The organism is Pseudoalteromonas sp. CF6-2 (assembly GCF_021729425.1).
Classification (GTDB): domain Bacteria; phylum Pseudomonadota; class Gammaproteobacteria; order Enterobacterales; family Alteromonadaceae; genus Pseudoalteromonas; species Pseudoalteromonas arabiensis.
Genome location: NZ_CP091443.1, coordinates 260986 through 285676 on the forward strand (window position 1 = coordinate 260986; position 24691 = coordinate 285676).

The window sequence follows — 24691 nt, forward strand, 5'->3', positions numbered from 1 at the left end:
TTTTATAGCTTAAGTCACAAAAAAGCTCATTAACAACAGCTTAAATGCTTTATTAATGAGCTTAACCTCTTAACAGCTGAGAAATTATTAAATTTTTCTAGCTAAATTGTTTGGCGCTGTCTGTGCGTTTATTTTTGATATATTTATACAAACCTATTAAGGAGGCAGCAATCCAGAAAATTTCAATGACAAAACTGGCTAAGTTGAAATTGTAGCACAGACTAATCAGCAGCAAGATTGCGCCTGTTAAGTTCATCATATTGTAAACAAGCCCTGTCGGAGACGCCTTGTTTAGTTGCAGTAAGAAAAAAGCACCAACAACTAGAAATGTACCTGTCATGCCAATAATATCAAATAAAAGTGCTATCACGTTTATGTGTCCATTATATTCAATTTGTTTATACCCAAATAACTGGCCCAATCCATGGGGAGGGTTGATTTCATTCGTTGAAACAGCAAACCGAGAGATGGTATCAGAACAGAAAGAACAAACGAGGATAAATGTCCGTATTTAATTTCTATTTATGGTTAACCTTGCCACCGATGATTTTTAATGCGGGTGCCCCACGGATCATAGTTGCGCGTGCAAACGGGCGTTCACATTGCGGGCAAATTCCCTGCTTAGAAGTAAAGTCTTGGCTTATACGCTCTATAAAACATTTAACCAGCGCACCTTTGCCACCTTTTCGGTATTTGAATAACTGTGTTTTACATTGACTACAGAAAATATCGACCGTTTTTGTCGGCCCTTTTTTATTGGGTTTAGCCATGACCCTCTCATCAATCGAGTTAGATAAGCTATGCTAACATGGCTAAGGCCATACTCCCAAAACTAAGCCAATAAGTGAAAATTGTAAAATTGAATAGCCTGCATTAACTAAAAACAACTTTAATGGACGTTGCTCAAAAATGTAACATAAACCAAGCGAACTACTCACCCAACACACCCCTACCAAAAACCCTGTACCGACTGACAAACCAACACTTATTTGCTTACCAATGAATAAAGCGAGCGTAAAAGAAATCACACAACATAGAATAAAGCTGCCACCAAACACACGAAACGGATTGATCTGTTGTAAATCCAGCTCGGTTAAGCCACAGCTTTCCATCCATATGCGTTTAAATAACCATGGAGAATACCAAACAGCGCCCAGTAAAAAGGAAGCAAGTGCAGCAAATAAAATAGCCAAAAAATTAAGCTCTGAAAAATCCATACACCAAGACTCATACAGCTAGTGATTATTTCTGAATGTAGTTAAGGATCCACAAAGCAGCAAATAAAATGGGACAAATGGAAGGTAAGCTGTTTGGAGTTAATGCTGAACAGGCTTTTTTTGTAATTTCCGCTGTAATGTACGCCTATGCATATTTAATTGTCTGGCCGTTTGGGAGATATTTCCCTCATTTCTGTGTAGCACATGTTGGATATGCTCCCATTCAAGACGCTCAGGTGACATAACTTGGCTCGACTGAGTGTCACTCACAGAGGAGTTCGCTTCAACATCTCCTAAAATAATTTTTATTAATGAATTAAAATCAACAGGTTTTGGTAGATAGTCATCAGCCCCTAAACGAATGGCTTCAACAGCGCTGGCGATACTAGCAAAGCCCGTTAGCAACACAATTCGAGCGGTAGGAAATTGTGTTCTGATTGGTTTAATCAAGGTAAGACCATTATCATCGCCAATTTTTAAATCTACCAAAAAGTGGCTTGCTTCAAAAATAGCTAATTTTTCTAATGCTTGCTTACTACTGTGGGCAAGCTCACATTCAAAGCCTTGTTTAACAAAACGCCTTGCCAGTGTATTAGCAAGATTTATATCATCTTCAATAATTAAAAGTTTCATACTATTTTTAAACTAACCATCGCAATAGCACCTTGTTTAGGGTGATTGTATAGTGTTAATGAGCCATTTAAGCGTTCTAAAGTCGCATTAGATAGCATGACTGCCATACCCAAACCTGTACTACTTGGCATAAGCTGACCCCCTAATGATGCCATTTGCTGCTCACTAAAGCCTTGACCAAAATCACGTAAAGACAATAAGAGCTGTTGTTTATCTGTTTGCCAATCTGCCTCTATGGTGTTTTTTTGATTATTATTATTCGCCGAAACTGCATTTTGTAGCAAATTTAACATAGCAGGCAACAGCATAGCGTCACTCAATATGGAGCATTGTGGTGCATCATTTAGCCAATGTAAGATTTGCTCAGGAAAATGCAGTGTCATCGCATCTTGAATTGTCTTTTGCAGTGTTTGAGCGCTAATAACCTGCTGTGTTTCACCGGTTCTTAAAGCATTTGAAAGAGCTCTAAAATGAGCGAGTTGTTCTTTACACTGAGACAGTGGTTTAGCCATCTCATGAACAATAGGATCATCAGGCTGTTGCTCTTGCAGCTCTTCGAATAACAACTGTAAGTTGGCAATCGGTGTTGCTAATTGATGTGTCACTTGGGCTGCGGCACCATCGAGTGTCAATAGTTGTTCGTGCCTTAATTGCTGTTCGCGGGTTCGAGCAATAGTGGCTTCTCTTGCTCTTAACGTGCTATTTAGTGTGCCAATGACAAACGCGATAACAATGGCACTAATAACAAAGTTTATCCACATACCGATAAAATGATGTGTCATCTGCATTTGGTGCATGGTGTGTTCAGGCATTTTTATCAATAAAAAACTGTAAGCTGCTATTGCTAGCACTGCAATATAGGCTAGCCCCTTAGCATTCACAGAAACTGCGGCTATCATTATGGGCAGCAACAGTAACGAGACAAATGCATTCGTTGCACCGCCACTTAACGAGAGCAAAATAGTTAAAAAGAGTAAATCAGCGGTAAGTTGCATCAAGACAGCTGTGGGCTTGGCCTTGGTTACTTTGCGATAAGCGAAAATACTTAACAGCTGAAAAACGGCTTCAATACAAATAACAGTTAGCAGAGGTAGTAAAGCTATCTGATATTCAAATAAAAAATACACCGCAATCACAGCAAAAAACTGCACCGCGATGGCGGCACTACGAAGTACTAATAAACGACTTATCGCCGGATCGGTTTGCATAGTGGACTCTTTACGACTAATCATCGTCCATAGAAATTGTAAACACAGCACAAGGTGTACCTTGGTGAAAGACCATTTGCCATTGTTTGCCATTAAAGCGCCAAAGTGACATACGTACAGAATAATTAAATTCCGCACGCGCAGAGCGCCTAAAAGCAGCTTGATAGCTTAACTGCGCAATATCATCACTCAGCATACGGCCTTTAAAGTGTTGATTATAAAACTGAGGGACAACTTCAGTAGGTAAACGGGTTAAAACTTGGAATTTATTAAACGACGTACCGTCTGCAGCAATTTCGATAAAATCATCATCGAGCAATGCATCAAGCGCCTCAGTTGACTGTCTTACCTCTGGCTCCAGTAATTGTCTTTCCGCATCAATCAAATGATTAAATAACGTCGCTTTAATTTTACCGCTCATCTTTATCCTTACTGTTTGAGCACTTTACCGCCCTGCATCACAAAGTTGACGCTGTTCAGCTGACTTATATCATCAAGAACGTTCATGTTAACACTGATGATATCCGCTTGCTTACCAACACTCAAGTCACCGAGTTTATCACTCTGCCCTAACAGCTTTGCCGCCTCGACAGTCGCGGATTTGATAGCTTGAGTAGGTGTCATGCCATATTTTACAAGTAACTCAAATTCATTGGCATTCGCGCCGTGCCTTGAGACACCAGAATCAGTACCAAATGCAATTTTAACATTGTTTTTTAGCGCAAGTTTAAATGAAGCTTCCATTTTTGGTGCCACAAACTCAACTTTATCTGCTATGGCCTTCGGCATGTTTGGATTACTTAAAGCTTCTTTTTTAACAGTCGCACCTGCTAACAAGGTTGGCACCAAATACGCATCATGCTGTTTAAATAGCTTTATCGTTTCTTTATCTAAAAACGAGCCATGTTCAATTGAGTCAACCCCCGCTTTTAATGCGGCTTTTATTCCTTGTGTACCGTGTGCGTGAGCCGTTACTTTTCGTCCTAAATGATGCGCTGTATTAACAATTGCAGACAGCTCTTTATCGGTAAATTGTTGATTAACACCTGCAGCAGTATTACTCAAAACCCCGCCAGTTGCCGTGATTTTGATCACATCAGCGCCACTTTTTATGACATCACGAACTGCTCTAGTACAATCGTCAGCCCCATTGCAAACGCCTAGCCCAAGACCTACAGCTTCACTGATATCTCGACGATAGCCATGCATATCAGCATGGCCTCCCGTTGGTGTGATCATATCACCTGCTGCAAAAATGCGTGGACCAACGATATCACCTCGCTCTATAGCACGCTTTAACGGAAATATAACTTGATAGCTACTACCTAGGTCACGGACAGAGGTAAACCCAGCCTCGACAGTTCGCTGTAAATACTTTAAAGAGCGTAATGCATTATCAGCTTCGTATTCGGTAGTCCATTGGTGCGGGTTGCGTTTTGCATCACGCTCAAACGTCACATGCACGTGCATATCAATCAGACCAGGCAGTACCAACTGGTTTTTTAAATCAATAACATCAGCATCACTGAGATTTAACTGCTCTTTAGTTAAGTAACCTGCTTTTATTGCGGCAATTTTGTTGTCTTCAAGAATAAGAGTTTGCTGCTCTTTCACTTCTTGCTCAGTGCCTGCGAGCATTTTTCCAGCATAAATAATCGTAGTGTGCGCGTTAACAGCAAATGTGGATAATAAAGACAGTACCGATAATGTGCTTATTTTTAGATTTATTTTCTTCATAATCGCCTCTTTTTTATACTAGGTTTAACCTAAATGCTGGGTAAATGCCATTATTTGCGACGTGATGGAGCGTTACGCTAGTCTTAAGATGTGAATTTTGATATAACTTTGGGGATATTTAACAAGTCTGACCACATAAAGAGAACACATTATGTCTTATGCCCAAATTACTGGCTGGGGTAAATGTATACCACCAGCAAGCATCAGCAATGATGAAATTAGCAATATTGTTGATACCAATGACGAATGGATCACAACACGTACAGGCATTAAATCTCGTCGTGTCAGCCATGTTTCTACTGCCGATTTAGCCACCGTTGCCGCAAAGCAAGCTCTTGCCTGCGCTGGTGTTGACGCTAAAGACATTGATTTGGTGTTATTGGCTACCTGTACACCTTCTACAATGGTTGCTAACACTGCGTCTTTGGTTCAAAAAAATATTGGTGCGGTAGGCGCCGCAGCGATGGACACCAACGCTGCATGCTCAGGCTTTTTATATGCATTACAAGCTGCAACCGCACAAATTCGTGCAGGCATGATCAAAAAAGCTGTCGTTATTGCTGCTGAACGTATGACTTGGTATGTAAACTGGGCCCGCCGTGACAGTGCGGTATTATTTGGCGATGGCGCGGGTGCAGTTGTATTAGAAGCGTCAGATACACCATCTGGTTTGCTTGCAACCAAAACGGGCTGTGATAGCGAAGACAGAGACATTCTTCACATCGAAAACTTTGGTAGCGATCTTAACAAGTACCAACCAATTGGCCCGTCTAATTTATTATTTGAAGGCCGTGAAATTTTCAAACGTGCTGTAAAAGGCATGAGTGAAGCCTGTGATGATGTTTTAAACCAAGCACAGTTACAACTTGATGATATTGATGTATTAGTGCCTCATCAAGCTAACTTACGCATTATCCAAGCAATTCAACAGCGTCTAAAAGTAGCTGACGAAAAAGTAATGGTTAACATCGCGGATTACGGCAATACATCAGCAGCAACAATTGCCATCGCACTTTGTGAGGCCGTAGAACAAGGCTTAATTAAGCCGCATTCAAATATAATGTCTGCTGCCTTTGGTGCAGGTTTAACGTGGGCTGCAAGCTACATTAAGTGGGGTGAGCGCGTTACGCCAATAGCGAAGTCTGACGCAGCTTTACCACCTTGTGATAAAACAGGACTAGAGTTAGTAGCCCCTGCGGTAGCAGCGTGCAAAGGCACTGAATAATTCAAATTAAATTAAATATTAAGCGCGGCAATAGTCGCGCTTTTTCCTGAGGGTTTCAATGGAATTATTAGGCATTCATCATGCCGCTATCATTTGTAGTAACTACGCTCACTCAAAGCATTTTTATACAGAAATTTTAAAACTGCCTGTAATTGATGAGCAGTATCGCAGTGCACGTGATTCTTATAAGCTAGATCTAGCACTGCCAGATGGCAGTCAGATTGAATTATTTTCCTTTCCTGATGCGCCACAAAGACCAAGCTATCCAGAGGCTCAGGGATTACGGCATTTAGCGTTTAAAGTTGCTGATATTGCTAAAGCGAAAGCATATTTAGAACAGCATGGAATTGTAGTTGAAGAAATTAGGCTGGATGAAATCACCGGGAAGCAGTTTACGTTTTTTGCCGATCCCGATGATTTGCCATTAGAGCTATACCAAGTTTAATTTTATTGGAAGCGCTCTTGTAGGTAATTAAACACCGCTCGAATACCCAAAGCTTCACCACCAACAGGACGTCCAGGTAATGCACGTAAGTTCCATGCCATTACATCAAAGTGAACCCAAGACGTGCTCGGTTCAATAAACTCTTTCAAATAAAGCGCTGCGGTAATTGCACCGCCGAATGGAGTTGACGCACAGTTGGCAATATCTGCCACATCACTTTTTAATAATGCTTTGTATTGGTCAAACAGCGGAAGTTGCCAAACTGGGTCATGACAACTTTCACCGGCATCTAATAATTTATTGGCAACATCACGGTTGTTCGCAAAAAAACCTGGTAACTCAGTACCAAGGGCAATACGACATGCGCCAGTTAAGGTTGCGAAGTCGATAATAAGTTCTGGATTATCATTTTGCGCTTCAGCTAAAGCATCACACAACACTAAACGACCTTCAGCGTCTGTGTTGTCAATTTCAACCGTGATCCCTTTACGTGTTTTGATCACATCGCCTGGTCTAAATGCATTACGTGATACGGCATTTTCAACCGCAGGTACTAAAACACGTAAACGAATAGGCAGGTTGGCAGCCATGATTAACTGTGCAAGACCAATCACGTGTGCAGCGCCACCCATGTCTTTTTTCATGTTGCGCATGCCCGAACTTGGTTTTAAATCTAAACCACCTGAGTCAAAACAAACTCCCTTACCTACTAGCGTTATTTGAGGTGCATCTTGTGCTCCCCAACGTAAATCTAGCAAGCGAGGTTTATTTTCACTCGCACGACCCACCATATGAATTGTTGGGTAGTTCTGTTCTAAAAGCTCATCTCCAACCCACTCGCTGAAATCACCATCATAGGTGTCTGCTAGGTCTGTCATAACCTGAGATAAATGCTGAGGCATCATATCTGCAGCTGGTGTGTTTACTAGATCACGAACAAGGTTAATTGCATTTGCTTGTTGTGTTAAACGCTCAACAAGGCTTTTATTTTCAATTGCTAATTGCGCGCGTGGTGAAGGCTTTTCTTTGTATTCGCTAAATTCATAGCCGCCTAGCATAAAACCAAGCGCAACCTGTTCTATAAACTTTTCTTCACCTTGTATTTGGTAACAACCAGCAGGCAGTTTTGTCGATAGCTCACCGGCTAACCAAAAATCTTGAAGATCTGCCACTAAACAATAAACGTGAGTAAGCTCACCGGATTCACTGTCGGCAACCAAAGCCAAGCCTTTATTCTTAAAATCGCAATTAGCTAGCCAATTTTGTAGTGCCTTTGATTGTGATTTAAGCCAATCTGAAAGTTGCGCTTTTTCAACGAAAGACAAAGGAATACCCGATGAAGAATGACGAATTAATGAACTCATTAAACGACTCTAAATGAAGAAAAGATAATTAAGCATACCAATAACAAGCAACAAAAGGTATAGCATTCAAGCTATTTAGCTAAATCAAAGAAATAAAAATTATTTTTGATTTTTCTCTTCCGCCTCTTCTTTGGCCACTTGCTGATCGATCTCTTTAATTGACTTGTTGATATTAAAAGAGCTAGGTAAAACATCTACACCAACCCAATGGCCTAACTTCACAACTAATGGAATTGTTATTGGTGCAAAGGGTAAAACAGCAAAGACACCAAGACCTAAGCCCTTTAAAATATCTAAGAACTGTTCATTAGCGGTATGTAATTCTTCTTTGCTAGCATTACCTTGAGTGTAACGCTTGTAGATATGCAACATTTCTTTGGTTTCTTGCTTTTCTTGTGCAAGTGCAATCTTTAATGCCACCATAGCGCGCTTGAAACGTAATTGCTGACGTCTTTTTGTTATTTTAGCTACCCTAAATGGGGCTCTATGAATGACTTTATATAATCGCATGTTGCTATTCTCACACAGCAAGGGGACTTCACAAAGCATAATTTACTTATATTAATTTTTACATTACCCTGCACACTCTTTTATTACTATTTTAAATTTCACATGCACGAAACTAACCAGCACAGCAATCATAAACCACAAAAACCGGCGCCTGATGAGTGCTGTGGTGGAGGAAGTTGTTGTCCTTGTGTTTGGGATGAGTACCGCGAAAAATTAAAGCAATGGCAATTAAGTAATAAAACACAACAAAAGAAATAAACTGTTACCCCTCCCTTTTAGCTCAAAAATTATACAAACGCTCAATTATTAAATTTTTTTTCTAACTAACAGATAAATTTTGACTATTTTTAATCAATTTAAGAATAATTTATCTTCTTAAATTTCATGCACATAATAAAAATAATCACAACAAAACTTCCCTTCCCGTGCCAAAAACAACACACCATTAACAATTTGCAAAATAAATTTACAGTCGGTATAAGTTGTTTACACCAAGTTTAAATACCTATTTGGTGGCATAATCATAACTATTCTAACTGGGGAAGTCAGAATGAAATTAAAAAATAGTGCATTACATCACGCAATTAAGTTTGCGTTAGCTACCACAACGGCTGGCCTATTTGTATCAGGTTCAGTTGTTGCCGCAGAGCAAACTGCTGAAGAAACAAAAGTTAATAAAAATGTTGAAAAAATTGCTGTTGTAGGAACACGTTCAGCACCACGCTCAATTGGTGATTCACCGGTACCTATTGATATTATTGGTGGTGAAGAATTAACGAAAGCAGGCAACACAGACATGCTTGAGTTATTAAAGGGCTCAGTTCCATCTTTTAACGTGCATCAAAATCCAATCAGTGACGCAGCGTCACTTGTTCGCCCTGCCAATTTACGTGGTTTGCCATCTGACAGTACATTAGTATTAGTTAACGGCAAACGTCGCCACCGTGCTTCTGTTATTGCATTTTTAGGCGGTGGTATTAACGATGGTGCTCAAGGTGCTGATATTTCGGTAATTCCTAGTATTGCCCTAAAGCAAGTTGAAGTACTTCGTGATGGTGCTGCTGCACAGTATGGTTCTGATGCTATCGCGGGTGTAATGAACTTTGTATTAAAAGATGCCTCTGAAGGCGGCTCTTTTGAGATCCGTAAAGGTGAATACTATGAAGGCGACGGCGATACCACGCAAATCTCTGGTAACGTAGGTCTTCCTTTCACAGATGATGGCTTTGCAAATTTAAGCTTCCAATATAAAACGGCTGACGCAACAAGTCGCTCAGTTCAACGTCCAGATGCAGCTGCACTTGCTGATGCCGGTGTGCCTGACGTCTCTCCGCTTGCGCAAGTTTGGGGTGCACCGGAGGTCGATGACGATATTTCAATTTTCGGTAATATCGGTCTCGATTTAAGTAGTACGTCACAGTTTTACATGTTTGGTAACTACTCTGAGCGTGATGTGCGTGGCGGTTTCTACTATCGTAATCCACATACTCGCCCTGGTGTGTACTCAAATGACGGCGGTGAAACGCTACTTGTTGGTGATTTAACTGGCGACATGAGCGGCAACTGTCCTACTGACATCATGATTGATGATAACGTATTAGATAACCCAGATTACATTAACGGTGTTGCTAACAACCCTGACTGCTTTGCATTTAATGAAATTCTACCTGGCGGTTTTACACCTAACTTTGGTGGTAACATTACAGACACTGCATTAACAATTGGTACTAAAGGTGAAGTAACTAACGGCTTTTTAGAAGGCGCATACTACGACTTAAGTGGTTCTGTCGGTTTTAATGAATCTCGCTATTTCATTTACGATACCATCAATGCTTCGCTTGGTCCTGAAAGCCCGCGTGACTTTAGCCCAGGTAAATACACGCAGTTAGAAAAGAACTTTAACGCTGATTTATCAAAAGGTTTTGACTTTGGTTTAGCTTACGACGTAAACGTAGCCGGTGGTTTAGAATGGCATGAAGAAACATTTACTGTTGTTTCTGGTGATGTGGCATCTTTCACTGCGGGCCCTTTAACAGAGCAAGGTTTTGGTATTGGCTCAAATGGTTTCCCGGGTTTCAAACCTTCTGATGCTGGTGAATACACACGCCGTAACTACGCAGCTTACGTCGATATTGAAGCACCATTTACTGAAGAATTTTTAATGGGCTTAGCGCTTCGTTACGAAGATTATGATACTTTTGGTTCAACCACTAACTATAAGCTAACAGCGCAGTATCACTTAACTGAAGACTTAAATATTCGTGGTTCATTAAGTACAGGTTTCCGTGCTCCAACCGTTGGTCAGGCTAACGTTAGTAACGTACAAACAAACCTAAGCAGTGGTGTATTAGTGGACTCTGCCCTATTACCACCTACTAACCCGATTGCAGTGCAATTAGGTGGTACAGAGCTTGAGCCAGAAGAGTCGCAAAGCTACACATTTGGTGCAGTTTGGACTTTAGGGGACTTATTCTTAACAGTTGATTATTACAATATCCAAGTTGATGACCGTATCAGTCAATCAGACAAAATTGAGTTAAGCCAAGCGGATAAAGACACACTCGAAGCAGCAGGCGTACCTAACGTACAAAATCTTGCTCAAGTTAGTTTCTTTACCAATGACTTTGATACCACAACGCAGGGTGTTGACCTAGTGGCTAACTATGCCACTGAATTGTTAGGTGGTAGCTCTACATTCAGCTTAGCTTATAACTGGAATGATACTGAAGTAACTAAATCAAGCCCAATCACAGGCGAATTTAAAGTAAGCCGCCTTGAAAATGATTTACCAAATCACCGCGCAACACTTAGCTGGGCGCAACAGTGGGAAGATTTCTCTGCATTTACACGTGTGAACTATTTCGGTGAATACCAAGGTGTGCACGTAGATTACGACGCAACAGCTAAAACAGCTGACGCAGCTGTAACCATTGATGCAGAAGTAACGTACTTCTTAACTGAAGAAATCAGTTTCTCTGTGGGTGCACAAAACCTGTTTGACCAAGAAGCTGAAAAACTCGATTTCTTTGATAACACAGGCATTCCAAATAGCAACTGGGGTGGTAAGTACTACGAAACATCTCCATTTGGTATTAACGGCGGTTTCTACTACGTAAAAGCAACCTATACGTTCTAAGCGAGCTTAGGAACTAACCATGCTAAATAAAAAGGCGAAAGACATTTCGCCTTTTTCGTTTTATAGTGAATAAAAATAATAATTTCATCGTAATGTCATGTTGCTAAATAAAGCCAATCAACTCCTTGCTGAAAACAAATTAAAAGAAGCTGAATTTCACTTCAAAGCTTTGTTAGATGCCAATCCTGAAAGTGGTGAAGCTCTATTTGGTTTAGGTAGAATTGCACTACGCTTAGAGCGATATGACGCCGCTGTTTACTTATTACAACGCGCTTGTGAGCGGCTTCCTTATATGCTTGAGCCTTTGCATGCACTTGCAGATGCGTTTAATGGTGTTCACTCTCCAAACGATGCTTTAACTGTACTGGAGTATGCAAAGTCCATCGCCAGTCACAATCCTGAGCCTCATTACTACCTTGCTCAACACTACTTAACTTATGGCGAGCTAGATAAAGCGTACAGCACATTGCAACATGCTTTGACTATGGGTGACTACCCTGTAAAAGCCTATATTTTATTTGAACTTGTGCAGTTTGCTCGGTTTAATCACGAGCAAAACTACATACAAGAACTGCATCAGTTTCTCACACTCACAAATAACTTACGCTTAAAAATGGTTTGTTATTATGCGCTGGGTAAAAGCTACGATATTTTAGACGACACAGACCAAGCATTTAATTACTTTACACTTGCCAACAAACTACAGTTTAAGTTAACAACATTTAAAACAGCAGAGCTTACGCCGTTTTACCAAGATATTATTCAACATAATAGCCAGGCTTTAATCAATTCTCGCGATCGCTTTTTTAGTGGCACCATTACGCCAGTGTTTATTATTGGCATGCCCAGAAGTGGCTCAACATTGGTTGAGCAAATGCTAATAAGCCATGATAGTTTTTCAAGCTTAGGCGAAGATGCAAGCATTAGTAATGAAGTAGTCGCGTATATTGAACAACAAACGCAAACCCCTTACCCTGCTTGCTTGGCAAAGCTTGATCAAGGGCTGATCAATCATGCCCGTAACATCTACATTGAACGAATAAAACAAGCGCCCCAAGTGCGCCCATTTATGATCAACAAACTACCCGCAAATTATCAATCTCTTGGCTTAATATATTTGTTATTTCCAAATGCCAAGTTTATTAATATGCAGCGCGACTACAATGCGATTGCATGGTCAGTCTTTAGTAATTATTTTGCTGAAAACGAACCCTACTTTTGCTCTCTCACTGAGTTCAAACAGTACTTTGATTTATACACTGAGCTTATGGCACATTGGCAGCACACTATGCCAGAGGCAATTTTTGACCTTAACTATGAACAACTTGTCACAGAGCCAAAACAAACATTACAATCTTTAAGCGAATTTTTGGCTATTAAATACAGTGATCACTTTTTAGATTTCTATAAATCAAATAAACCTGTGGCTACACTCAGTAAAGCGGCTGTCAGGCAACCGCTTTCAACAAAAGCAACAGAAAAATACAAACGCTACGAAGTGGCAATGCAAAAGCTTATGAATGGGCCTCAAACCAATTCAGAAGATCAGCAAACTGGTCCTGACCAGCCTGTGGATGAGTAAGCATGTTAATATGGTCATAATCAACTTTATGACCGTATTTGCGCCCATAAATAATCATAGTTTGTTTACCTATGCCTGACTCAGCCATAAACTTTTCGATATCAATGGGCTGGCACAGTGCTTTGTCTTTAATCCCCGCAACATGCATGATCGGTGGTAACGCTTTATCGGCTAATGCTTTGGCGTAATCAAAACCATCGTCAGTATCGACCCAAGGTTTGCGCTTAGCCCATTGCATACTTTGGTAATGGGATTTACGGGTTTCATCATCACTACCCCACTTAAGTTTTTTAGCAGGAACAAAGCCATGCTTGCGGGCGACTAATGGCGCCAGCCCATACCAAATTAAATTACCTTGAATATACTTGCTCGGATGATGGTTATACAAAGACCGCTTAGAGCCAAAATAAGCACACGCTTTTACATCTTCAATCAGCTCAGGAAAACGCGCAAATACACTGTTCATTAACACCCCGCCCCAAGAGTGTGCCACCCAATAACGAGCAGGCTCACCTTCAAGCTGTTTAATCTTTTCTAAAAATGCGGGAATATCTTCTAAAATAGCCTCAGTTTGGCCATACTTTGCGTGCTTTGAAATCGCAGGCTTACTCTCTCCACGACCACGTAAATCAGCCACATAGCAAGTATAACCCTGTTCAGCTAAAAAAGGGGCCAAGCCTTTATTACTGTGGGTGTAAAAGATTTTGCCATTTTCAACAGCACCATGCATAAAAAACACTGCAGGTCCTTTGGCATCCGTTTTACAGATACGGCGTAAGTGTAATGTTTGGCTTTCGGCGAGCTTTATAAATACTGATTCTTGTTTAATCGTCACGTTTGACCTTTTTATTCTTATAGACTCATCGTACCAGTATTAAGTTACGCCAGTCTATTGGGCAAAGCAAGCATTATGAAATGATAGTCAAGGAACCGCTATGACGTATAAAAGGGCTAAAGTAAGCATTTTTGTTAACACTAACAGCGCTTATCTAAAGCACCAATATCAAGCCTAAGTTAATGTGCCGCCATCATTAAACGTGAAGTAATCCAAATGGCAAACCGAGAATAACGTTTATAAAATACTCGTTAAAATTTTAATTTATAAGATAATTTCATCCTTCGGATGATGGATTCCATCGTATATTTTAACTGGCTCTAAATCATAGGGGTTAACACCCTCAATACACGCAACATTGATTGCAAATTGATGAGGGTTAGAACGCCTTTGATGATGAGTATATATTCCACATGTTTTACAAAAATAGTGTTTTGCTGCCATGGTGTTAAATTGATAGAGGGTTAAGTTATCCTCGCCTTTAATAATTTTTAGGTTTTCAAGCAAAACAGAAGCAGCAATTGCTCCACGCTTACGACACATAGAACATGAACAACGACGCGGGTCTTCTAAGCCATGTGGCATAATCAGCTCTAACTCTACGGTGCCACAATGACATTTAGCATTATGTACTTTTTTATTTCCATATTGTTACCTCCCATCTGACACTAAAATTTAGAGTTGGGAATTTGATTTGATGTGCTTTATTTCCCCCTTATTCGCATATTTTAAGTATGGTAAAAATAATCTGTACGGCACTCGTCACCTATCCCGTTTACCAATAAAATTCTTTTCAATTCATATTATGCTTTCCTGAGTTTATTTTTGGTAAGAAGCTTTTGTTTTGTATCTATTTTTTAGGACGTAACATGCGTATAAAGGTGTTATCTGCCAAAATATAATGGTGAAACAATGCAGCCGCGGCATGAAAGCCGATTAAGTAATAACCTAACTCGCCGACTGTTTCATGTATTTCTTTTATAGACTTACCCAACTCCTTATTTTCACTTGCTAATGCAGGAAGCTCTATACCGAAAAATGGCACTGGTTTTCCTGCCATACTCAATATTAACCAGCCTGCTATTGGCATCGCCAACATAAACACATAAAGCGCAATGTGTACTAATTTAGCTAAAGCATCTTGCCATTTAGCAGGCGTAGGCTGTATTGCGGGTATCGGACCTGCCAATACACGCATAACTATCCTCACAACGACTAAAGCTAAAACTGATAAGCCCAACATAAAGTGCCACATTTTAAAAGCATTACGAGTTTCAGTACCTTTATCAAATAATTCACGTAGCTCAATACTAGCGAAAACAGTAACAATTAAAATAAACATAAGCCAGTGTAAGGCAATTGAAATAGTGCTGTAATGAGTTGTTGTATTTTTAAAATTCATAAAGCCTCGTTTGTACAGAAACGCATTCACAGTAGTGCCTAGTTTATATGCGTTTGAAATTCGTGGATTTAGTGTAGCGTTCAATCATTGTTACTTTAATGATCAGAAACATAAACAAGTTATAAATTATCTTGTTTATTTTTTAGCTACTGTCTCACTGTACTTTGCTAACCTTAAAATAAACTTATGTATTTTTTAAAAAATAAATAACAGAAATGAAAAACGGCAAGCTGAACTTACCGTTAAATTTATTGTAGTTAAAATTCAAAGTCTAATGATAGCTAACATATCATCATCTTCTTCGTCCAAGCCAACCTCTTGAAAACCAAAGCTTGAATAGAATTCTTTAGCTACAGGGTTTTTTGGGTCATAACATATTTCGATTTCTTTAACAGTGGGACTCTGCTTTATAGCATCTATTGCTTGCGTTAGTGCTTCCCTACCAATCCCTTTTTTCTGATACCTCTTATCAACCATGAAACGCCAAATTGAAATTTTTGAGGGGTTCTCTAAAACCCACATTAAAAAACCAACTGGCTGACCATTTTGGCAAATCGCTTTGCAGATATACCCTGAGTTATAATGAGCTTCTACAAGAGACCACATGTTACTAGCAACATACTCTTCTTGCTCATCGGTTACATCTAAATCACAAACAGCTTCGTAATTCGATTTACCTATTTCTTCCAGTGAAATACCCATGTTACTCCTTAACCTTCATAATATTTATTTTTGAACGATTAGTTCAATTCTTTGCCTCAAACCGTCTCGCGTTTCTACTTACGGATGTTTACTTTACGAGGTAATCATTCGATAAAATTAACAAAAAGCAAAGTTCTGTGATTCGCTCTTTATAACAGCTCAGCCCTAGAAACGACATGTTAGTAGCGTCTAAGAGAGCTTGTTATAAATTACTTTCTACCATCTCTTTGATCGTTTTTGCTTTAACAAAGTGATCTAACTTATGAGTTTGGATCCACCATGTAGCCGCTTCCATTAGCAATTCAGGGCAATCATTTTTATTTTTAAAAAAGGCGTAAAATGACAGACCCACATTCTCTCCCTTGCTCTTCATTTTCTTATCGCAAACTTCCAGTATTCTGGCTCTCAATTCTTCCCTCATAAATGTCCTGTCAATCTATTGTTTGTATTTTTAGTGCTACCAGCAGACTTTAACTATGTAACTAACTTTATATTAATAACAAAGATAAAACACTTATCCAGATCAACTTGACCCAGTACGATAGACGCTGATAAAGGCCAGTTAACTTTCTATTTTTCAAACCTTTAGCCATTTTTACTAAATAAAAAATAGCGAGCAAAACTACAATGATTGAAAACACTCTAAACTCAAAAGGAATGTAAGTAGAGACAGGGCTGAATGCGACTATTACTGGGGCAAGTAAAAGAGATAAAAGCATTATAAAACCAGCCCATGAGTGTATTTTACAACTCAATGTTGGTGACTGGGTATAAGGGTCTTTATCCATTGGAAAGTAGCCCGCAACCCATGTTCCTATTCCATGGAGCATAATAAGAAGACCAGTAACGACAAGAGCAATGTTCGCATTATTAAGCTGTATTAAATGCCAACCAAATAAGCAAAATATAAAACCGAGGGGATAATTATTGATAATAGGTGATAACTTTTCAGTGGGGCTACCCGCAGCGCCTAATTCACTGCAAAATTGGTTTTTATGGTCGTAATTAGGGTAAAACTTAGCCGTTACGAAAACACCTACAGAAATCCAAATCGTAGCAAATAAACCAGATAGCGCAGAGATGGTCTCAAACATAAAAATCCTTTTATAATTAAATACATCTTAATATAGATTGCCGATGAGAATATCCTATTGAGCTTAATTATACTAGCGCAAGCAATTTGCTTATCGCTGCCTGTGACATAAACAAATTCAGTGAGTTATTTATGTTAATGTCAAAACAAGAGTGTAGTAACGCTGTGTTAAGTAATAGGCAAGGCTAGCCCCCACCTAAACAATTGCGACGTAAACACTAAAGCTAATTTAATAAGATGCCATACATTACAGCTTGTTATGAGAACTCTTCTACACGTATCAAACATACTAACCTTTTGCTAGTTATAAAAATATCCACCGTAACTGCGCCAGAGCTAAGATTAATTTGTTACAATCTGCCTTTGATATGGCTAACAGATAGGTTTTCCTTAATGCATCCGCGAAATCGCCACTTAAATGGCTACGACTTTACTTTACTATGCAAAGATACCCCTGCTTTAGCAGCCTTTATAAAGCAAACACCAACGGGCACTGATACGATAGATTTCACCAATGCATTAGCGGTTAAAACCCTCAATCAAGCGTTATTAAAAAGCCATTACAAAATCGATTTTTGGGATTTGCCCGACACCTACCTTTGCCCGCCGGTACCAGGGCGTGTTGATTACATTCATCACTTAGCTGACTTACTAGCAAAAGATAACCAAGGGCATATTCCAACAGGTAAACAGGTAAAAGTGCTTGATGTAGGCACTGGTGCAAATGTGATTTATCCGCTTACTGGTAATCACGAATATGGCTGGCATTTTACAGGTTCAGATATCGATGCCTTATCCGTTAAAATTGCAAAGCAAATTGCACAATTTAATCGACTTAAAATTACTATAAAGCAGCAAAACAATACCAATAAAATATTTACTGGGGTTATTTCTCATAAAGATGTGTTTCACCTTACTTTATGTAACCCACCATTTCATGCCAGTGAACAACAGGCCAAAGAAGGTACTGACCGTAAGTGGAAAAACTTAAACCAAGCCCCACAAAAAGAGCTTAATTTTGGTGGCCGACAAAATGAGCTCTGGTGCGAAGGCGGCGAGCGTGAATTTATCAGTAAAATGATCATTGAAAGCCAAGAGTTTGCTGAGCAGTGTATTTGGTTTACGTCGCTGGTTTCTAAGTCTGATACTTTGCCAGCTTTAAAAAAATTGCTTAGTACACTTGATGTGAAAGATGTAAAAATTATTAAAATGGCACAAGGCCAAAAAATAAGTCGCTTCATTGCTTGGAGCTATTTTGACCAAGCCGACCGCCAAGCCATTCTAAACGAACTAGTATAAGGATAATAAGATGATCGACTTTCGTTCAGACACAGTAACTAAACCTACAGCACAGATGCGCGCAGTTATGAATGACGCTGCTGTCGGCGATGATGTTTATGGCGACGACCCAAGTGTTAATCAGCTTGAGCAATATGCTGCTGAGCGTCACGGTTTTGAAAGTGCGCTTTATTGTAGCTCAGGTACGCAAGCTAATTTACTGGCACTAATGGCACATTGTGAGCGTGGCGATGAATACATTTGTGGTCAACAAGCACATAATTACAAATTTGAAGGTGGCGGTGCTGCTGTTTTAGGTTCTATTCAACCGCAACCTATCGAAAATAACCCTGATGGCACCATAGATTTAGACAATGTAGTGGCTGCAATTAAAGCAGATGATTTTCACTTTGCAAAAACCAAATTACTGAGCTTAGAAAACACCATTGGCGGCAAAGTACTCCCGCTTAGCTACCTTAAACAAGCAAGAGAATGTGTAAATAAACATAACCTTGCTCTGCACTTAGACGGGGCCCGTGTGTATAACGCCGCGGTTAAGTTAGGGGTTGATATTAGGGAAATCACCCAATACTTTGATTCAGTGTCTATTTGTTTATCAAAAGGGCTTGGAGCCCCTGTGGGTTCACTTTTGTTGGGTAACAAAGCACTGATTGATAAAGCGCGCCGCTGGCGTAAAGTGCTCGGAGGTGGTATGCGCCAAGCGGGTATGCTTGCAGCAGCAGGGCAATATGCACTTAAGCATCACGTAGCACGACTTGCTGAGGATCACAATAATGCGGCTTATTTAGCACAGCAGTTAAATTCGTTAGCGGGTTTTGACACATCATCGTTTCAAATTGATACCAACATTGTTTACGCAAATGTTGATGAAAATATCGATTTAAACGCCATGGTAATAGCCCTGAAAAAACAGGACATACTATTTTCAGCAGGTAAACCACTGCGCTTAGTGACCCATTTAGATGTCACTAAGCAGGATATTGATAGCTTTATTTCGGCGTTATCGGCCGAGATTTAACGCTTCTTTATAGTGTTTGCGGCATACCGACACATAGCGGTCGTTGCCGCCAATTTCTACCTGATTACCGTCGGCAATTGCATTGCCCTGTTCATCTGTACGCAGTACATGATTCGCTTTACGGCCACAATGACACACCGTTTTTAGCTCAATGAGTTTATCTGCCCAAGCAAGTAGATATTGCGAGCCACTAAATAACTCACCTCTAAAATCGTTACGCAAGCCATAACAAAGTACCGGTATACCTAATTCATCAACCACATCAGTCAGTTGCATAACTTGCTCTTTTGATAAAAACTGACATTCGTCAACTAAAATACAGTGACGCTTTTGTTCGGCATGCAACGATTTAATCAATTCAAATACGTTTTTATCCGCATCAAAAATATGTGCATCAGCTTGTAAACCAATTCGCGATGACACTTTACCCACCCCTGCACGATCATCAATTGCCGCAGTTAAAATAACGGGTTCCATACCTCGTTCACGGTAGTTAAATGCAGATTGTAAAAGTGTTGTCGATTTTCCTGCATTCATCGCAGAATAATAAAAGTACAGCTGTGCCATGAGGTTGCCCATAAAATTAAGTCGCAATATGCTACCTTAATCACGCCGTAACATCACCCTTTCCTTAATGTTTTAAATCACAGTACTTTAATCGGTTACGTTTCGTTGAAGAAGTTGAGCGTAATGCGGGGAGATGGATTGTTTTGCTAGCTGCTGCCACACTAATTTAGCCGCACTTTCATGTTTTGAATAAAAGTTGTTTGAAAAAGCTAAATAAGCCGTTGTTGTATTAAGCGGCGGAAACACAGGCGCTAATTTATGTTTATGGTATACAGACAAATCAACTTTGTTATTACCGATTTCGCATATTGCTAGCGTTGCATCTGCGTTTCCTGCTATAACTTGATTCACCGCATCTTGTTGCGTAAATGAGTACTCTATAAAAAATGTTTCTTCACTTGCAGCATCACCTATAAATAATCCATTTGGCACAACAAGTGAGAACGCTTTTCGCTGAAACACTTCCCGGGCCCCCCACTTGGTATGAAAGCGCCTATTACCAAGTAAACATTGGCTAAACCGTGTTAGTGCAAATTCGCTAATAGGTTGCTTATTGTTATTAACAGGAAAAGCCGCATAGCTTAACTTTTCGTGATTAAATGCGCTTAGATGAGCATCCATTTCGCCTGTTTTTATTGCTTCGATACAAGATTGCCGTGTTTTTTTGTGCAAAATAAAATTTATCTTAGCAAGGCTATCGTCAATACGTTTTAAAATGTTGAATTGGGTCTGCGCTGCAAAAATGGGGATTTCATTCCGGGCGTTCAAAAACAGTGGCGCTTTCGCAGAATCGGCATAACAAATATTGATAGTCTGTATGCTTCTGGCTTGCGAATAAAATGTGGCAAACACGGCAATGGCTACTACACACCTAATATAAAATAACGTCACTGTGATAATAAACTACGAATTTAGTAAATTAATACCAGTGTAGAAGCCAAATTTAATTTTTACAAAATGCCTTCGTGCCTAAGCAACCACTCTTTTCTACTAAGTCCACCAGCATAGCCAGTTAGTTTACCATTTGCGCCAATAATTCGATGGCATGGCACAATTATACTGATGGGGTTTTTGCCATTTGCCGCCCCAACTGCACGCACTGCTTTTGGGTTATTAATTGCCAGCGCAATATCTTGGTAGCTCTTGCTTGCGCCAAATTCAACGTTCATTAGTGCACGCCATACTTGCTTTTGAAAGTCTGTGCCTTTGGTATCAAGCGGCACAGAAAACGCAGTACGATCACCGTTAAAATATTCATTCAGCTCGCTAATACAGATTAAAATCGGTGTCAGTGTATGTTCATTCACCTCTTCTGTTTGCATAATCTCAACTGGGTAAAAGCCTACATAGCTAATACCCTTTGAAGTACTTTGGATGGTGATGTTGCCAATGGGGCTTGGCATAATAACTTGTTGCATGCTCATAGTTGCTGCCATAGTTGAAAAGTTAAATATGAACGAAAAGGTGCGCATCGCTCACTATCAAATTCGCTTACGCCAGCGAGGGCTTTTTTAACCCCTAAATCGCCAGCCAGTAAAATATCAGGATGGCTTTGACCGCGCAGTTTGGCGTAATTTACTGTCCATGGGCCAATACCTTTTAGTTCTAGCCAATTATCAAGTTCTTGATTATCTGGGTTTTGATAACAGTAAGCACTTAAACGCCTAAGCGCATCTTTACGCGCCTGTGGCATTTTAAAAAAATCGAGCTCTGAGTTAGCCACCCACTCAGGGCTTGGAAAATAGTGAATGTTGCTGTGCAGATTAAACTCGTTCACAAGCTGCGTCACTAGGTTATGAGCTGCCGTTACACTTACCTGCTGACCAAGGACTGCACGAATACCCGCTTCATAGTCTGACCAAATCCCAGGTAGGCGCAGCCCTTCACTTAGCGGCATAGCACCTTTAAGCTCGGCATTTAAATGCAGCTCTATGGTGTGTGTATCGGCATCCAAATCTAGCACACGTCGAATATTGTTGATCACTTGCTGTAAATAACGGGTGTTATCAATATCAATGGCCACTTTAAAGTGGTTTTTATGCTCAACAAAATGTGCGGTAAATTGCCCTTGGCAATGTTTGTCTTTAAAGGTTCGACCATAGCTCGTTGCAGTTAGCCATTCGAGGCCACTAATCAAACGGCGCTGTAAAAAGCCATGGTGTGCCTGCCAATTATAAGGCGGCCTAAAAGCCAGTGTTAAATTTAATGTCGCAGTTGGCTTTTTATCTGACTTGCGCAGCTTGGACGGGGCCATATTTAATTGCTTCAAAAATGCATCATTAAAGCGTCGGATACTATTAAAACCTGATGCAAATGCAATATCTGCCATCGACAAATCGGTTTCTTGTAATAGCTGCTTGGCAAAATTGCATTGATTAAATAATCGATATTGGGTGATCGAGAGTCCAAAGTATTGATTAAACAAACGACGTAAGTAACGACTCGACACCCCTAGCCTATCGGCTAACAGCTCACAATCGTAGGCTTCACCTTTATCTATGAGTTGCTTAGCACGTAAAGCGGTGGTTTTGGTTCCTAACCATGCAGAACTATTGGGGGCACTGTCAGGGCGACAGCGTATGCAAGGTCTAAAACCAGCTTGCGCGGCTAAATGCGCGTATTGGTAATACTCAACATTTTTTTCTTGCGCAGTCGGTGCGGGGCAAATAGGTCTGCAATAAATGCCCGTGCTTTTAACAGCAACAAAAAATACGCCGTCAAAACGAGCGTCACGGCTTTGCCTCGCTGTTTGCCATTGTTGGCTAGTCATAGTTATTCTCGTTATTCGCTAATATGGTTAGCTTAACTGAATAATTTTTTTTGACTAGCCAGTTTCGGACCTTAACCTATTAGATTAATGTTTATTTAGTTGCTGCTAAATATCGGCGCTCAACTTCAGACCAATTAATAACCTCATAAAATGCTGCGATGTATTCAGGACGTCGATTTTGATATTTCAAATAATAGGCGTGTTCCCATACATCGAGGCCCAGTATAGGTGTGTGATTATGCATCAGAGGGCTATCTTGATTTAGGCTACTTTCAACAACAAGCTTGTTGTTCTTATCAACACATAACCAAGCCCAGCCACTACCAAAGCGACTAACCGCTGCATTTGTAAATTGCTCTTTAAACTTATCAAAGCTACCGAATGCTTCAACAATCGCTGTATTTAATTCACCACTTGGCTGGCCACCGCCGTTTGGTGTCATTACTTGCCAAAATAATGAATGATTATAGTGACCGCCCACATGCTCTTGCACCGCTTTTTGTAATGGCTCAGGAAGTGAGCCTATGGTACGAAGTAACTTTTCAGCATCCTGTTCACTATAGTGGCTGCCTTCTAATGCCGCGTTAGCTTTATTGATATAAGTTTGATGATGGAGTGTATGATGAATTTCCATCGTTTTCGCATCTATATGTGGTTCAAGAGCTTCATAGCTGTATTCTAATGTCGGTAATGTGTAAGCCATCATGTTTCCTTATCATTAATGAAGTAACTGTGTTTTGTGAGGATGATCACTCAATACATGATTTATGCGTGTGATCAATTCAGGAAAATCTGCGGACATTTGGGCAAATTTAACCAATTCAAAATAGGTTTTGTGATGATGATGCAGAACTAGATGCCGTATTTTTTCATTGGGATGGCATAACACCAAACTAAGCTTTTGATGAGCATGGCATAACCAATTACATGCTTTTTCTGGTTGACCCATCACTTTAAACGTATCTGCTAAGTTATGCGTTGCAACAACAAACGCTGGGAAGCAATGTGATAGTGAATCCGCCACTGTGTGGCTGTAGGGTATATTCGTAAACTGCGCCATTAATGTCTCTGCAATATTTGCAGCGACTGTATAGTGGTCACGGGCAACAACTAAGTCCCCACATTCAAAAGATAAATTACCTTCATAAATTGCCTTTTGCCATGGGGCAAGTGCATCGTCAATTGGTTGATATGTTGGCGCTGTGTGGGATGTTGTTTGAGTCATAAAATCACCTGCACTTAAAACCTGTGTGTTTAAACTACACACAGAAAAGATTAAATGCAAATGATTTTTATTTATACTTTAATTTGTTTTTTACAGCTAAAACGAATTGCTTTTATTGATGCGCAAAATCAATCAGCTCTTGACCTGTTAAGCGGTAGATAATCCACTCATTTTGTGGTTTAGCACCAATGCTGTCATAAAAATCAATAGCAGGCTTATTCCAATCAAGAACAACCCACTCAAAACGACCGCAGTCTTTTTCGAGTGCTTGTTTAGCAAGGTATTGCATAATTTGCTTACCCGCACCTTTACCACGGCTATCTGAACTGACGTAAAGATCTTCTAAATACAAACCATTTTTGCCAAGCCACGTCGAGTAATTATAAAAATACACTGCAAAACCAATTGGCGTATCACCCTCTAAACAAATAACACTGTGAGCCGTTGCGCCTTCACTGAATAACGTCTTTAAAATAGCTTGTTCGTCTGTTTTAACTGCGTCAGGCTCTTTTTCGTAGATAGCGAGCTCGGTAATAAAATGTAGAATTGTTGCGGCATCACTTGCTACTGCCGGACGGATTGTAATTGCGTTACTCACTCTGTATTCCTTTTTACATCATTATTGTAACGCCCAGTTTATAAGGGCTTTAGCATAGTGTAAACGCCCTTTACAGAAATACAGTGCATTAAAAATGGGGCAACTAAACGTTAGCCCCATTTTGC

General features: G+C 40.0%; 29 protein-coding genes. 7 read left to right on the forward strand and 22 right to left on the reverse strand.

What is annotated here, in order from left to right:
• Positions 1-97: 97 nt before the first annotated feature.
• The 7 genes from L3Q70_RS17865 to L3Q70_RS17895 all read right to left on the reverse strand — a co-directional run bounded on the left by L3Q70_RS17865 (position 98) and on the right by L3Q70_RS17895 (position 4786).
• Positions 98-370 (reverse strand): hypothetical protein, encoded by a 273-nt coding sequence (locus tag L3Q70_RS17865; protein ID WP_062567966.1) that lies wholly within the window; start codon positions 368-370, stop codon positions 98-100.
• Between the two features lie 148 nt (positions 371-518).
• The gene (locus L3Q70_RS17870) at positions 519-770 is read right to left on the reverse strand and encodes a hypothetical protein (protein WP_062567967.1); all 252 of its coding nucleotides are present in this window, start codon (positions 768-770) and stop codon (positions 519-521) included.
• Between the two features lie 42 nt (positions 771-812).
• Entirely contained in the window at positions 813-1217 is a 405-nt protein-coding gene (locus L3Q70_RS17875) for a DUF1761 domain-containing protein (RefSeq protein ID WP_062567968.1), read from the reverse strand.
• 99 nt (positions 1218-1316) lie between these two features.
• Positions 1317-1850: a response regulator gene (locus L3Q70_RS17880; RefSeq protein WP_237115618.1), complete on the reverse strand. Its 534-nt coding sequence runs from the start codon at positions 1848-1850 to the stop codon at positions 1317-1319.
• Positions 1847-3058: an ATP-binding protein gene (locus L3Q70_RS17885; RefSeq protein ID WP_237115619.1), complete on the reverse strand. Its 1212-nt coding sequence runs from the start codon at positions 3056-3058 to the stop codon at positions 1847-1849. Before L3Q70_RS17885 ends, L3Q70_RS17880 begins: the two co-directional genes overlap by 4 nt.
• A 16-nt stretch (positions 3059-3074) precedes the next feature.
• Positions 3075-3479: a DUF4440 domain-containing protein gene (locus L3Q70_RS17890; protein WP_062567970.1), complete on the reverse strand. Its 405-nt coding sequence runs from the start codon at positions 3477-3479 to the stop codon at positions 3075-3077.
• An 8-nt stretch (positions 3480-3487) separates the two neighbouring features.
• Positions 3488-4786 (reverse strand): amidohydrolase family protein, encoded by a 1299-nt coding sequence (locus L3Q70_RS17895; RefSeq protein ID WP_237115704.1) that lies wholly within the window; start codon positions 4784-4786, stop codon positions 3488-3490.
• 160 nt (positions 4787-4946) lie between these two features.
• On the opposite strand from L3Q70_RS17895, the gene L3Q70_RS17900 reads away from it, so the two are divergent.
• Together L3Q70_RS17900 and L3Q70_RS17905 are read left to right on the forward strand one after the other, a co-directional pair.
• Positions 4947-6020, forward strand: coding sequence for a ketoacyl-ACP synthase III (locus tag L3Q70_RS17900; protein WP_237115620.1), 1074 nt, complete (start codon positions 4947-4949; stop codon positions 6018-6020).
• 58 nt (positions 6021-6078) lie between these two features.
• Positions 6079-6465: a VOC family protein gene (locus L3Q70_RS17905; protein WP_062567973.1), complete on the forward strand. Its 387-nt coding sequence runs from the start codon at positions 6079-6081 to the stop codon at positions 6463-6465.
• Between the two features lie 2 nt (positions 6466-6467).
• Here L3Q70_RS17905 and L3Q70_RS17910 read toward each other — a convergent pair whose 3' ends face one another.
• Positions 6468-7829 (reverse strand): leucyl aminopeptidase family protein, encoded by a 1362-nt coding sequence (locus L3Q70_RS17910; protein WP_062567974.1) that lies wholly within the window; start codon positions 7827-7829, stop codon positions 6468-6470.
• Positions 7830-7928: 99 nt separating this feature from the next.
• Positions 7929-8339: a hypothetical protein gene (locus L3Q70_RS17915; RefSeq protein ID WP_062567975.1), complete on the reverse strand. Its 411-nt coding sequence runs from the start codon at positions 8337-8339 to the stop codon at positions 7929-7931.
• A gap of 102 nt (positions 8340-8441) precedes the next feature.
• Between L3Q70_RS17915 and L3Q70_RS17920 the strand changes: the two genes are divergently transcribed.
• The 3 genes from L3Q70_RS17920 (at position 8442) to L3Q70_RS17930 (ending at position 13057) form a co-directional block, all read left to right on the forward strand.
• A complete protein-coding gene (locus tag L3Q70_RS17920; RefSeq protein WP_083515256.1) occupies positions 8442-8597 on the forward strand; it encodes an oxidoreductase-like domain-containing protein in 156 nt (51 codons plus the stop codon).
• 292 nt (positions 8598-8889) lie between these two features.
• Entirely contained in the window at positions 8890-11475 is a 2586-nt protein-coding gene (locus L3Q70_RS17925; RefSeq protein WP_062567976.1) for a TonB-dependent receptor, read from the forward strand.
• Between the two features lie 97 nt (positions 11476-11572).
• Positions 11573-13057, forward strand: a complete 1485-nt coding sequence (locus tag L3Q70_RS17930; RefSeq protein ID WP_237115621.1) for a sulfotransferase — start codon at positions 11573-11575, stop codon at positions 13055-13057.
• Here L3Q70_RS17930 and L3Q70_RS17935 read toward each other — a convergent pair.
• From L3Q70_RS17935 to L3Q70_RS17960, 6 genes are all read right to left on the reverse strand, one after another.
• The gene (locus L3Q70_RS17935; RefSeq protein WP_237115622.1) at positions 12990-13892 is read right to left on the reverse strand and encodes an alpha/beta fold hydrolase; all 903 of its coding nucleotides are present in this window, start codon (positions 13890-13892) and stop codon (positions 12990-12992) included. The genes L3Q70_RS17930 and L3Q70_RS17935 overlap by 68 nt on opposite strands.
• Before the next feature lie 264 nt (positions 13893-14156).
• Positions 14157-14483: a GFA family protein gene (locus tag L3Q70_RS17940; RefSeq protein ID WP_237115705.1), complete on the reverse strand. Its 327-nt coding sequence runs from the start codon at positions 14481-14483 to the stop codon at positions 14157-14159.
• Positions 14484-14742: 259 nt separating this feature from the next.
• On the reverse strand, positions 14743-15294 hold the full coding sequence (locus tag L3Q70_RS17945) for a cytochrome b (RefSeq protein ID WP_062568176.1): 552 nt from the start codon (positions 15292-15294) through the stop codon (positions 14743-14745).
• A gap of 264 nt (positions 15295-15558) precedes the next feature.
• On the reverse strand, positions 15559-15996 hold the full coding sequence (locus L3Q70_RS17950) for a GNAT family N-acetyltransferase (protein ID WP_237115623.1): 438 nt from the start codon (positions 15994-15996) through the stop codon (positions 15559-15561).
• A gap of 202 nt (positions 15997-16198) precedes the next feature.
• Positions 16199-16417 carry a DUF6500 family protein gene (locus tag L3Q70_RS17955; protein ID WP_062567981.1) on the reverse strand — a complete coding sequence of 73 codons (219 nt, stop codon included), beginning with the start codon at positions 16415-16417 and terminating at the stop codon, positions 16199-16201.
• Positions 16418-16484: 67 nt separating this feature from the next.
• Positions 16485-17090 (reverse strand): DUF998 domain-containing protein, encoded by a 606-nt coding sequence (locus L3Q70_RS17960; RefSeq protein WP_237115624.1) that lies wholly within the window; start codon positions 17088-17090, stop codon positions 16485-16487.
• Positions 17091-17482: 392 nt separating this feature from the next.
• On the opposite strand from L3Q70_RS17960, the gene rlmF reads away from it, so the two are divergent.
• On the forward strand, positions 17483-18388 hold the full coding sequence (gene rlmF / locus L3Q70_RS17965; RefSeq protein WP_062567983.1) for a 23S rRNA (adenine(1618)-N(6))-methyltransferase RlmF: 906 nt from the start codon (positions 17483-17485) through the stop codon (positions 18386-18388).
• Between the two features lie 10 nt (positions 18389-18398).
• Complete coding sequence (ltaE, locus tag L3Q70_RS17970; protein WP_237115625.1) at positions 18399-19406, forward strand: low-specificity L-threonine aldolase; 1008 nt, start codon at positions 18399-18401, stop codon at positions 19404-19406.
• Here the strand turns inward: ltaE and L3Q70_RS17975 are convergent.
• The 7 genes from L3Q70_RS17975 to L3Q70_RS18005 all read right to left on the reverse strand — a co-directional run bounded on the left by L3Q70_RS17975 (position 19389) and on the right by L3Q70_RS18005 (position 24566).
• Complete coding sequence (locus tag L3Q70_RS17975; protein WP_062568177.1) at positions 19389-19973, reverse strand: thymidine kinase; 585 nt, start codon at positions 19971-19973, stop codon at positions 19389-19391. The two genes, ltaE and L3Q70_RS17975, sit on opposite strands and share 18 nt — an antisense overlap.
• A gap of 87 nt (positions 19974-20060) precedes the next feature.
• Positions 20061-20825: a hypothetical protein gene (locus tag L3Q70_RS17980; protein ID WP_237115626.1), complete on the reverse strand. Its 765-nt coding sequence runs from the start codon at positions 20823-20825 to the stop codon at positions 20061-20063.
• 98 nt (positions 20826-20923) lie between these two features.
• Positions 20924-21397, reverse strand: coding sequence for a methylated-DNA--[protein]-cysteine S-methyltransferase (locus L3Q70_RS17985; protein WP_237115627.1), 474 nt, complete (start codon positions 21395-21397; stop codon positions 20924-20926).
• Positions 21394-22743, reverse strand: coding sequence for an AlkA N-terminal domain-containing protein (locus L3Q70_RS17990; protein ID WP_062567987.1), 1350 nt, complete (start codon positions 22741-22743; stop codon positions 21394-21396). The genes L3Q70_RS17985 and L3Q70_RS17990 overlap by 4 nt, the downstream gene beginning before the upstream one ends.
• A 91-nt stretch (positions 22744-22834) precedes the next feature.
• On the reverse strand, positions 22835-23446 hold the full coding sequence (locus tag L3Q70_RS17995) for a superoxide dismutase (RefSeq protein WP_062567988.1): 612 nt from the start codon (positions 23444-23446) through the stop codon (positions 22835-22837).
• Between the two features lie 15 nt (positions 23447-23461).
• Positions 23462-23968 (reverse strand): hypothetical protein, encoded by a 507-nt coding sequence (locus L3Q70_RS18000; RefSeq protein WP_062567989.1) that lies wholly within the window; start codon positions 23966-23968, stop codon positions 23462-23464.
• A gap of 112 nt (positions 23969-24080) precedes the next feature.
• Positions 24081-24566 carry a GNAT family N-acetyltransferase gene (locus L3Q70_RS18005; RefSeq protein WP_062567990.1) on the reverse strand — a complete coding sequence of 162 codons (486 nt, stop codon included), beginning with the start codon at positions 24564-24566 and terminating at the stop codon, positions 24081-24083.
• Between the last annotated feature and the right edge of the window lie 125 nt (positions 24567-24691).

What these genes read in the sequence shown, in the direction of transcription:
- L3Q70_RS17925 (WP_062567976.1), top strand. Translation starts at nt 8,890, where the DNA reads ATGAAATTAAAAAATAGTGCATTACATCACGCAATTAAGTTTGCGTTA.
- L3Q70_RS18000 (WP_062567989.1), bottom strand. Translation starts at nt 23,968, where the DNA reads ATGACTCAAACAACATCCCACACAGCGCCAACATATCAACCAATTGAC.
- L3Q70_RS17930 (WP_237115621.1), top strand. Translation starts at nt 11,573, where the DNA reads ATGTTGCTAAATAAAGCCAATCAACTCCTTGCTGAAAACAAATTAAAA.
- L3Q70_RS17985 (WP_237115627.1), bottom strand. Translation starts at nt 21,397, where the DNA reads ATGAGCATGCAACAAGTTATTATGCCAAGCCCCATTGGCAACATCACC.
- L3Q70_RS17915 (WP_062567975.1), bottom strand. Translation starts at nt 8,339, where the DNA reads ATGCGATTATATAAAGTCATTCATAGAGCCCCATTTAGGGTAGCTAAA.
- L3Q70_RS17875 (WP_062567968.1), bottom strand. Translation starts at nt 1,217, where the DNA reads ATGGATTTTTCAGAGCTTAATTTTTTGGCTATTTTATTTGCTGCACTT.
- L3Q70_RS17920 (WP_083515256.1), top strand. Translation starts at nt 8,442, where the DNA reads ATGCACGAAACTAACCAGCACAGCAATCATAAACCACAAAAACCGGCG.
- ltaE (WP_237115625.1), top strand. Translation starts at nt 18,399, where the DNA reads ATGATCGACTTTCGTTCAGACACAGTAACTAAACCTACAGCACAGATG.
- L3Q70_RS17955 (WP_062567981.1), bottom strand. Translation starts at nt 16,417, where the DNA reads ATGAGGGAAGAATTGAGAGCCAGAATACTGGAAGTTTGCGATAAGAAA.
- L3Q70_RS17975 (WP_062568177.1), bottom strand. Translation starts at nt 19,973, where the DNA reads ATGGCACAGCTGTACTTTTATTATTCTGCGATGAATGCAGGAAAATCG.
- L3Q70_RS17910 (WP_062567974.1), bottom strand. Translation starts at nt 7,829, where the DNA reads ATGAGTTCATTAATTCGTCATTCTTCATCGGGTATTCCTTTGTCTTTC.
- L3Q70_RS17880 (WP_237115618.1), bottom strand. Translation starts at nt 1,850, where the DNA reads ATGAAACTTTTAATTATTGAAGATGATATAAATCTTGCTAATACACTG.
- L3Q70_RS17905 (WP_062567973.1), top strand. Translation starts at nt 6,079, where the DNA reads ATGGAATTATTAGGCATTCATCATGCCGCTATCATTTGTAGTAACTAC.
- L3Q70_RS17950 (WP_237115623.1), bottom strand. Translation starts at nt 15,996, where the DNA reads ATGGGTATTTCACTGGAAGAAATAGGTAAATCGAATTACGAAGCTGTT.
- L3Q70_RS17990 (WP_062567987.1), bottom strand. Translation starts at nt 22,743, where the DNA reads ATGACTAGCCAACAATGGCAAACAGCGAGGCAAAGCCGTGACGCTCGT.
- L3Q70_RS17995 (WP_062567988.1), bottom strand. Translation starts at nt 23,446, where the DNA reads ATGGCTTACACATTACCGACATTAGAATACAGCTATGAAGCTCTTGAA.
- L3Q70_RS17870 (WP_062567967.1), bottom strand. Translation starts at nt 770, where the DNA reads ATGGCTAAACCCAATAAAAAAGGGCCGACAAAAACGGTCGATATTTTC.
- rlmF (WP_062567983.1), top strand. Translation starts at nt 17,483, where the DNA reads ATGCATCCGCGAAATCGCCACTTAAATGGCTACGACTTTACTTTACTA.
- L3Q70_RS17945 (WP_062568176.1), bottom strand. Translation starts at nt 15,294, where the DNA reads ATGAATTTTAAAAATACAACAACTCATTACAGCACTATTTCAATTGCC.
- L3Q70_RS17900 (WP_237115620.1), top strand. Translation starts at nt 4,947, where the DNA reads ATGTCTTATGCCCAAATTACTGGCTGGGGTAAATGTATACCACCAGCA.
- L3Q70_RS17960 (WP_237115624.1), bottom strand. Translation starts at nt 17,090, where the DNA reads ATGTTTGAGACCATCTCTGCGCTATCTGGTTTATTTGCTACGATTTGG.
- L3Q70_RS17890 (WP_062567970.1), bottom strand. Translation starts at nt 3,479, where the DNA reads ATGAGCGGTAAAATTAAAGCGACGTTATTTAATCATTTGATTGATGCG.
- L3Q70_RS17885 (WP_237115619.1), bottom strand. Translation starts at nt 3,058, where the DNA reads ATGCAAACCGATCCGGCGATAAGTCGTTTATTAGTACTTCGTAGTGCC.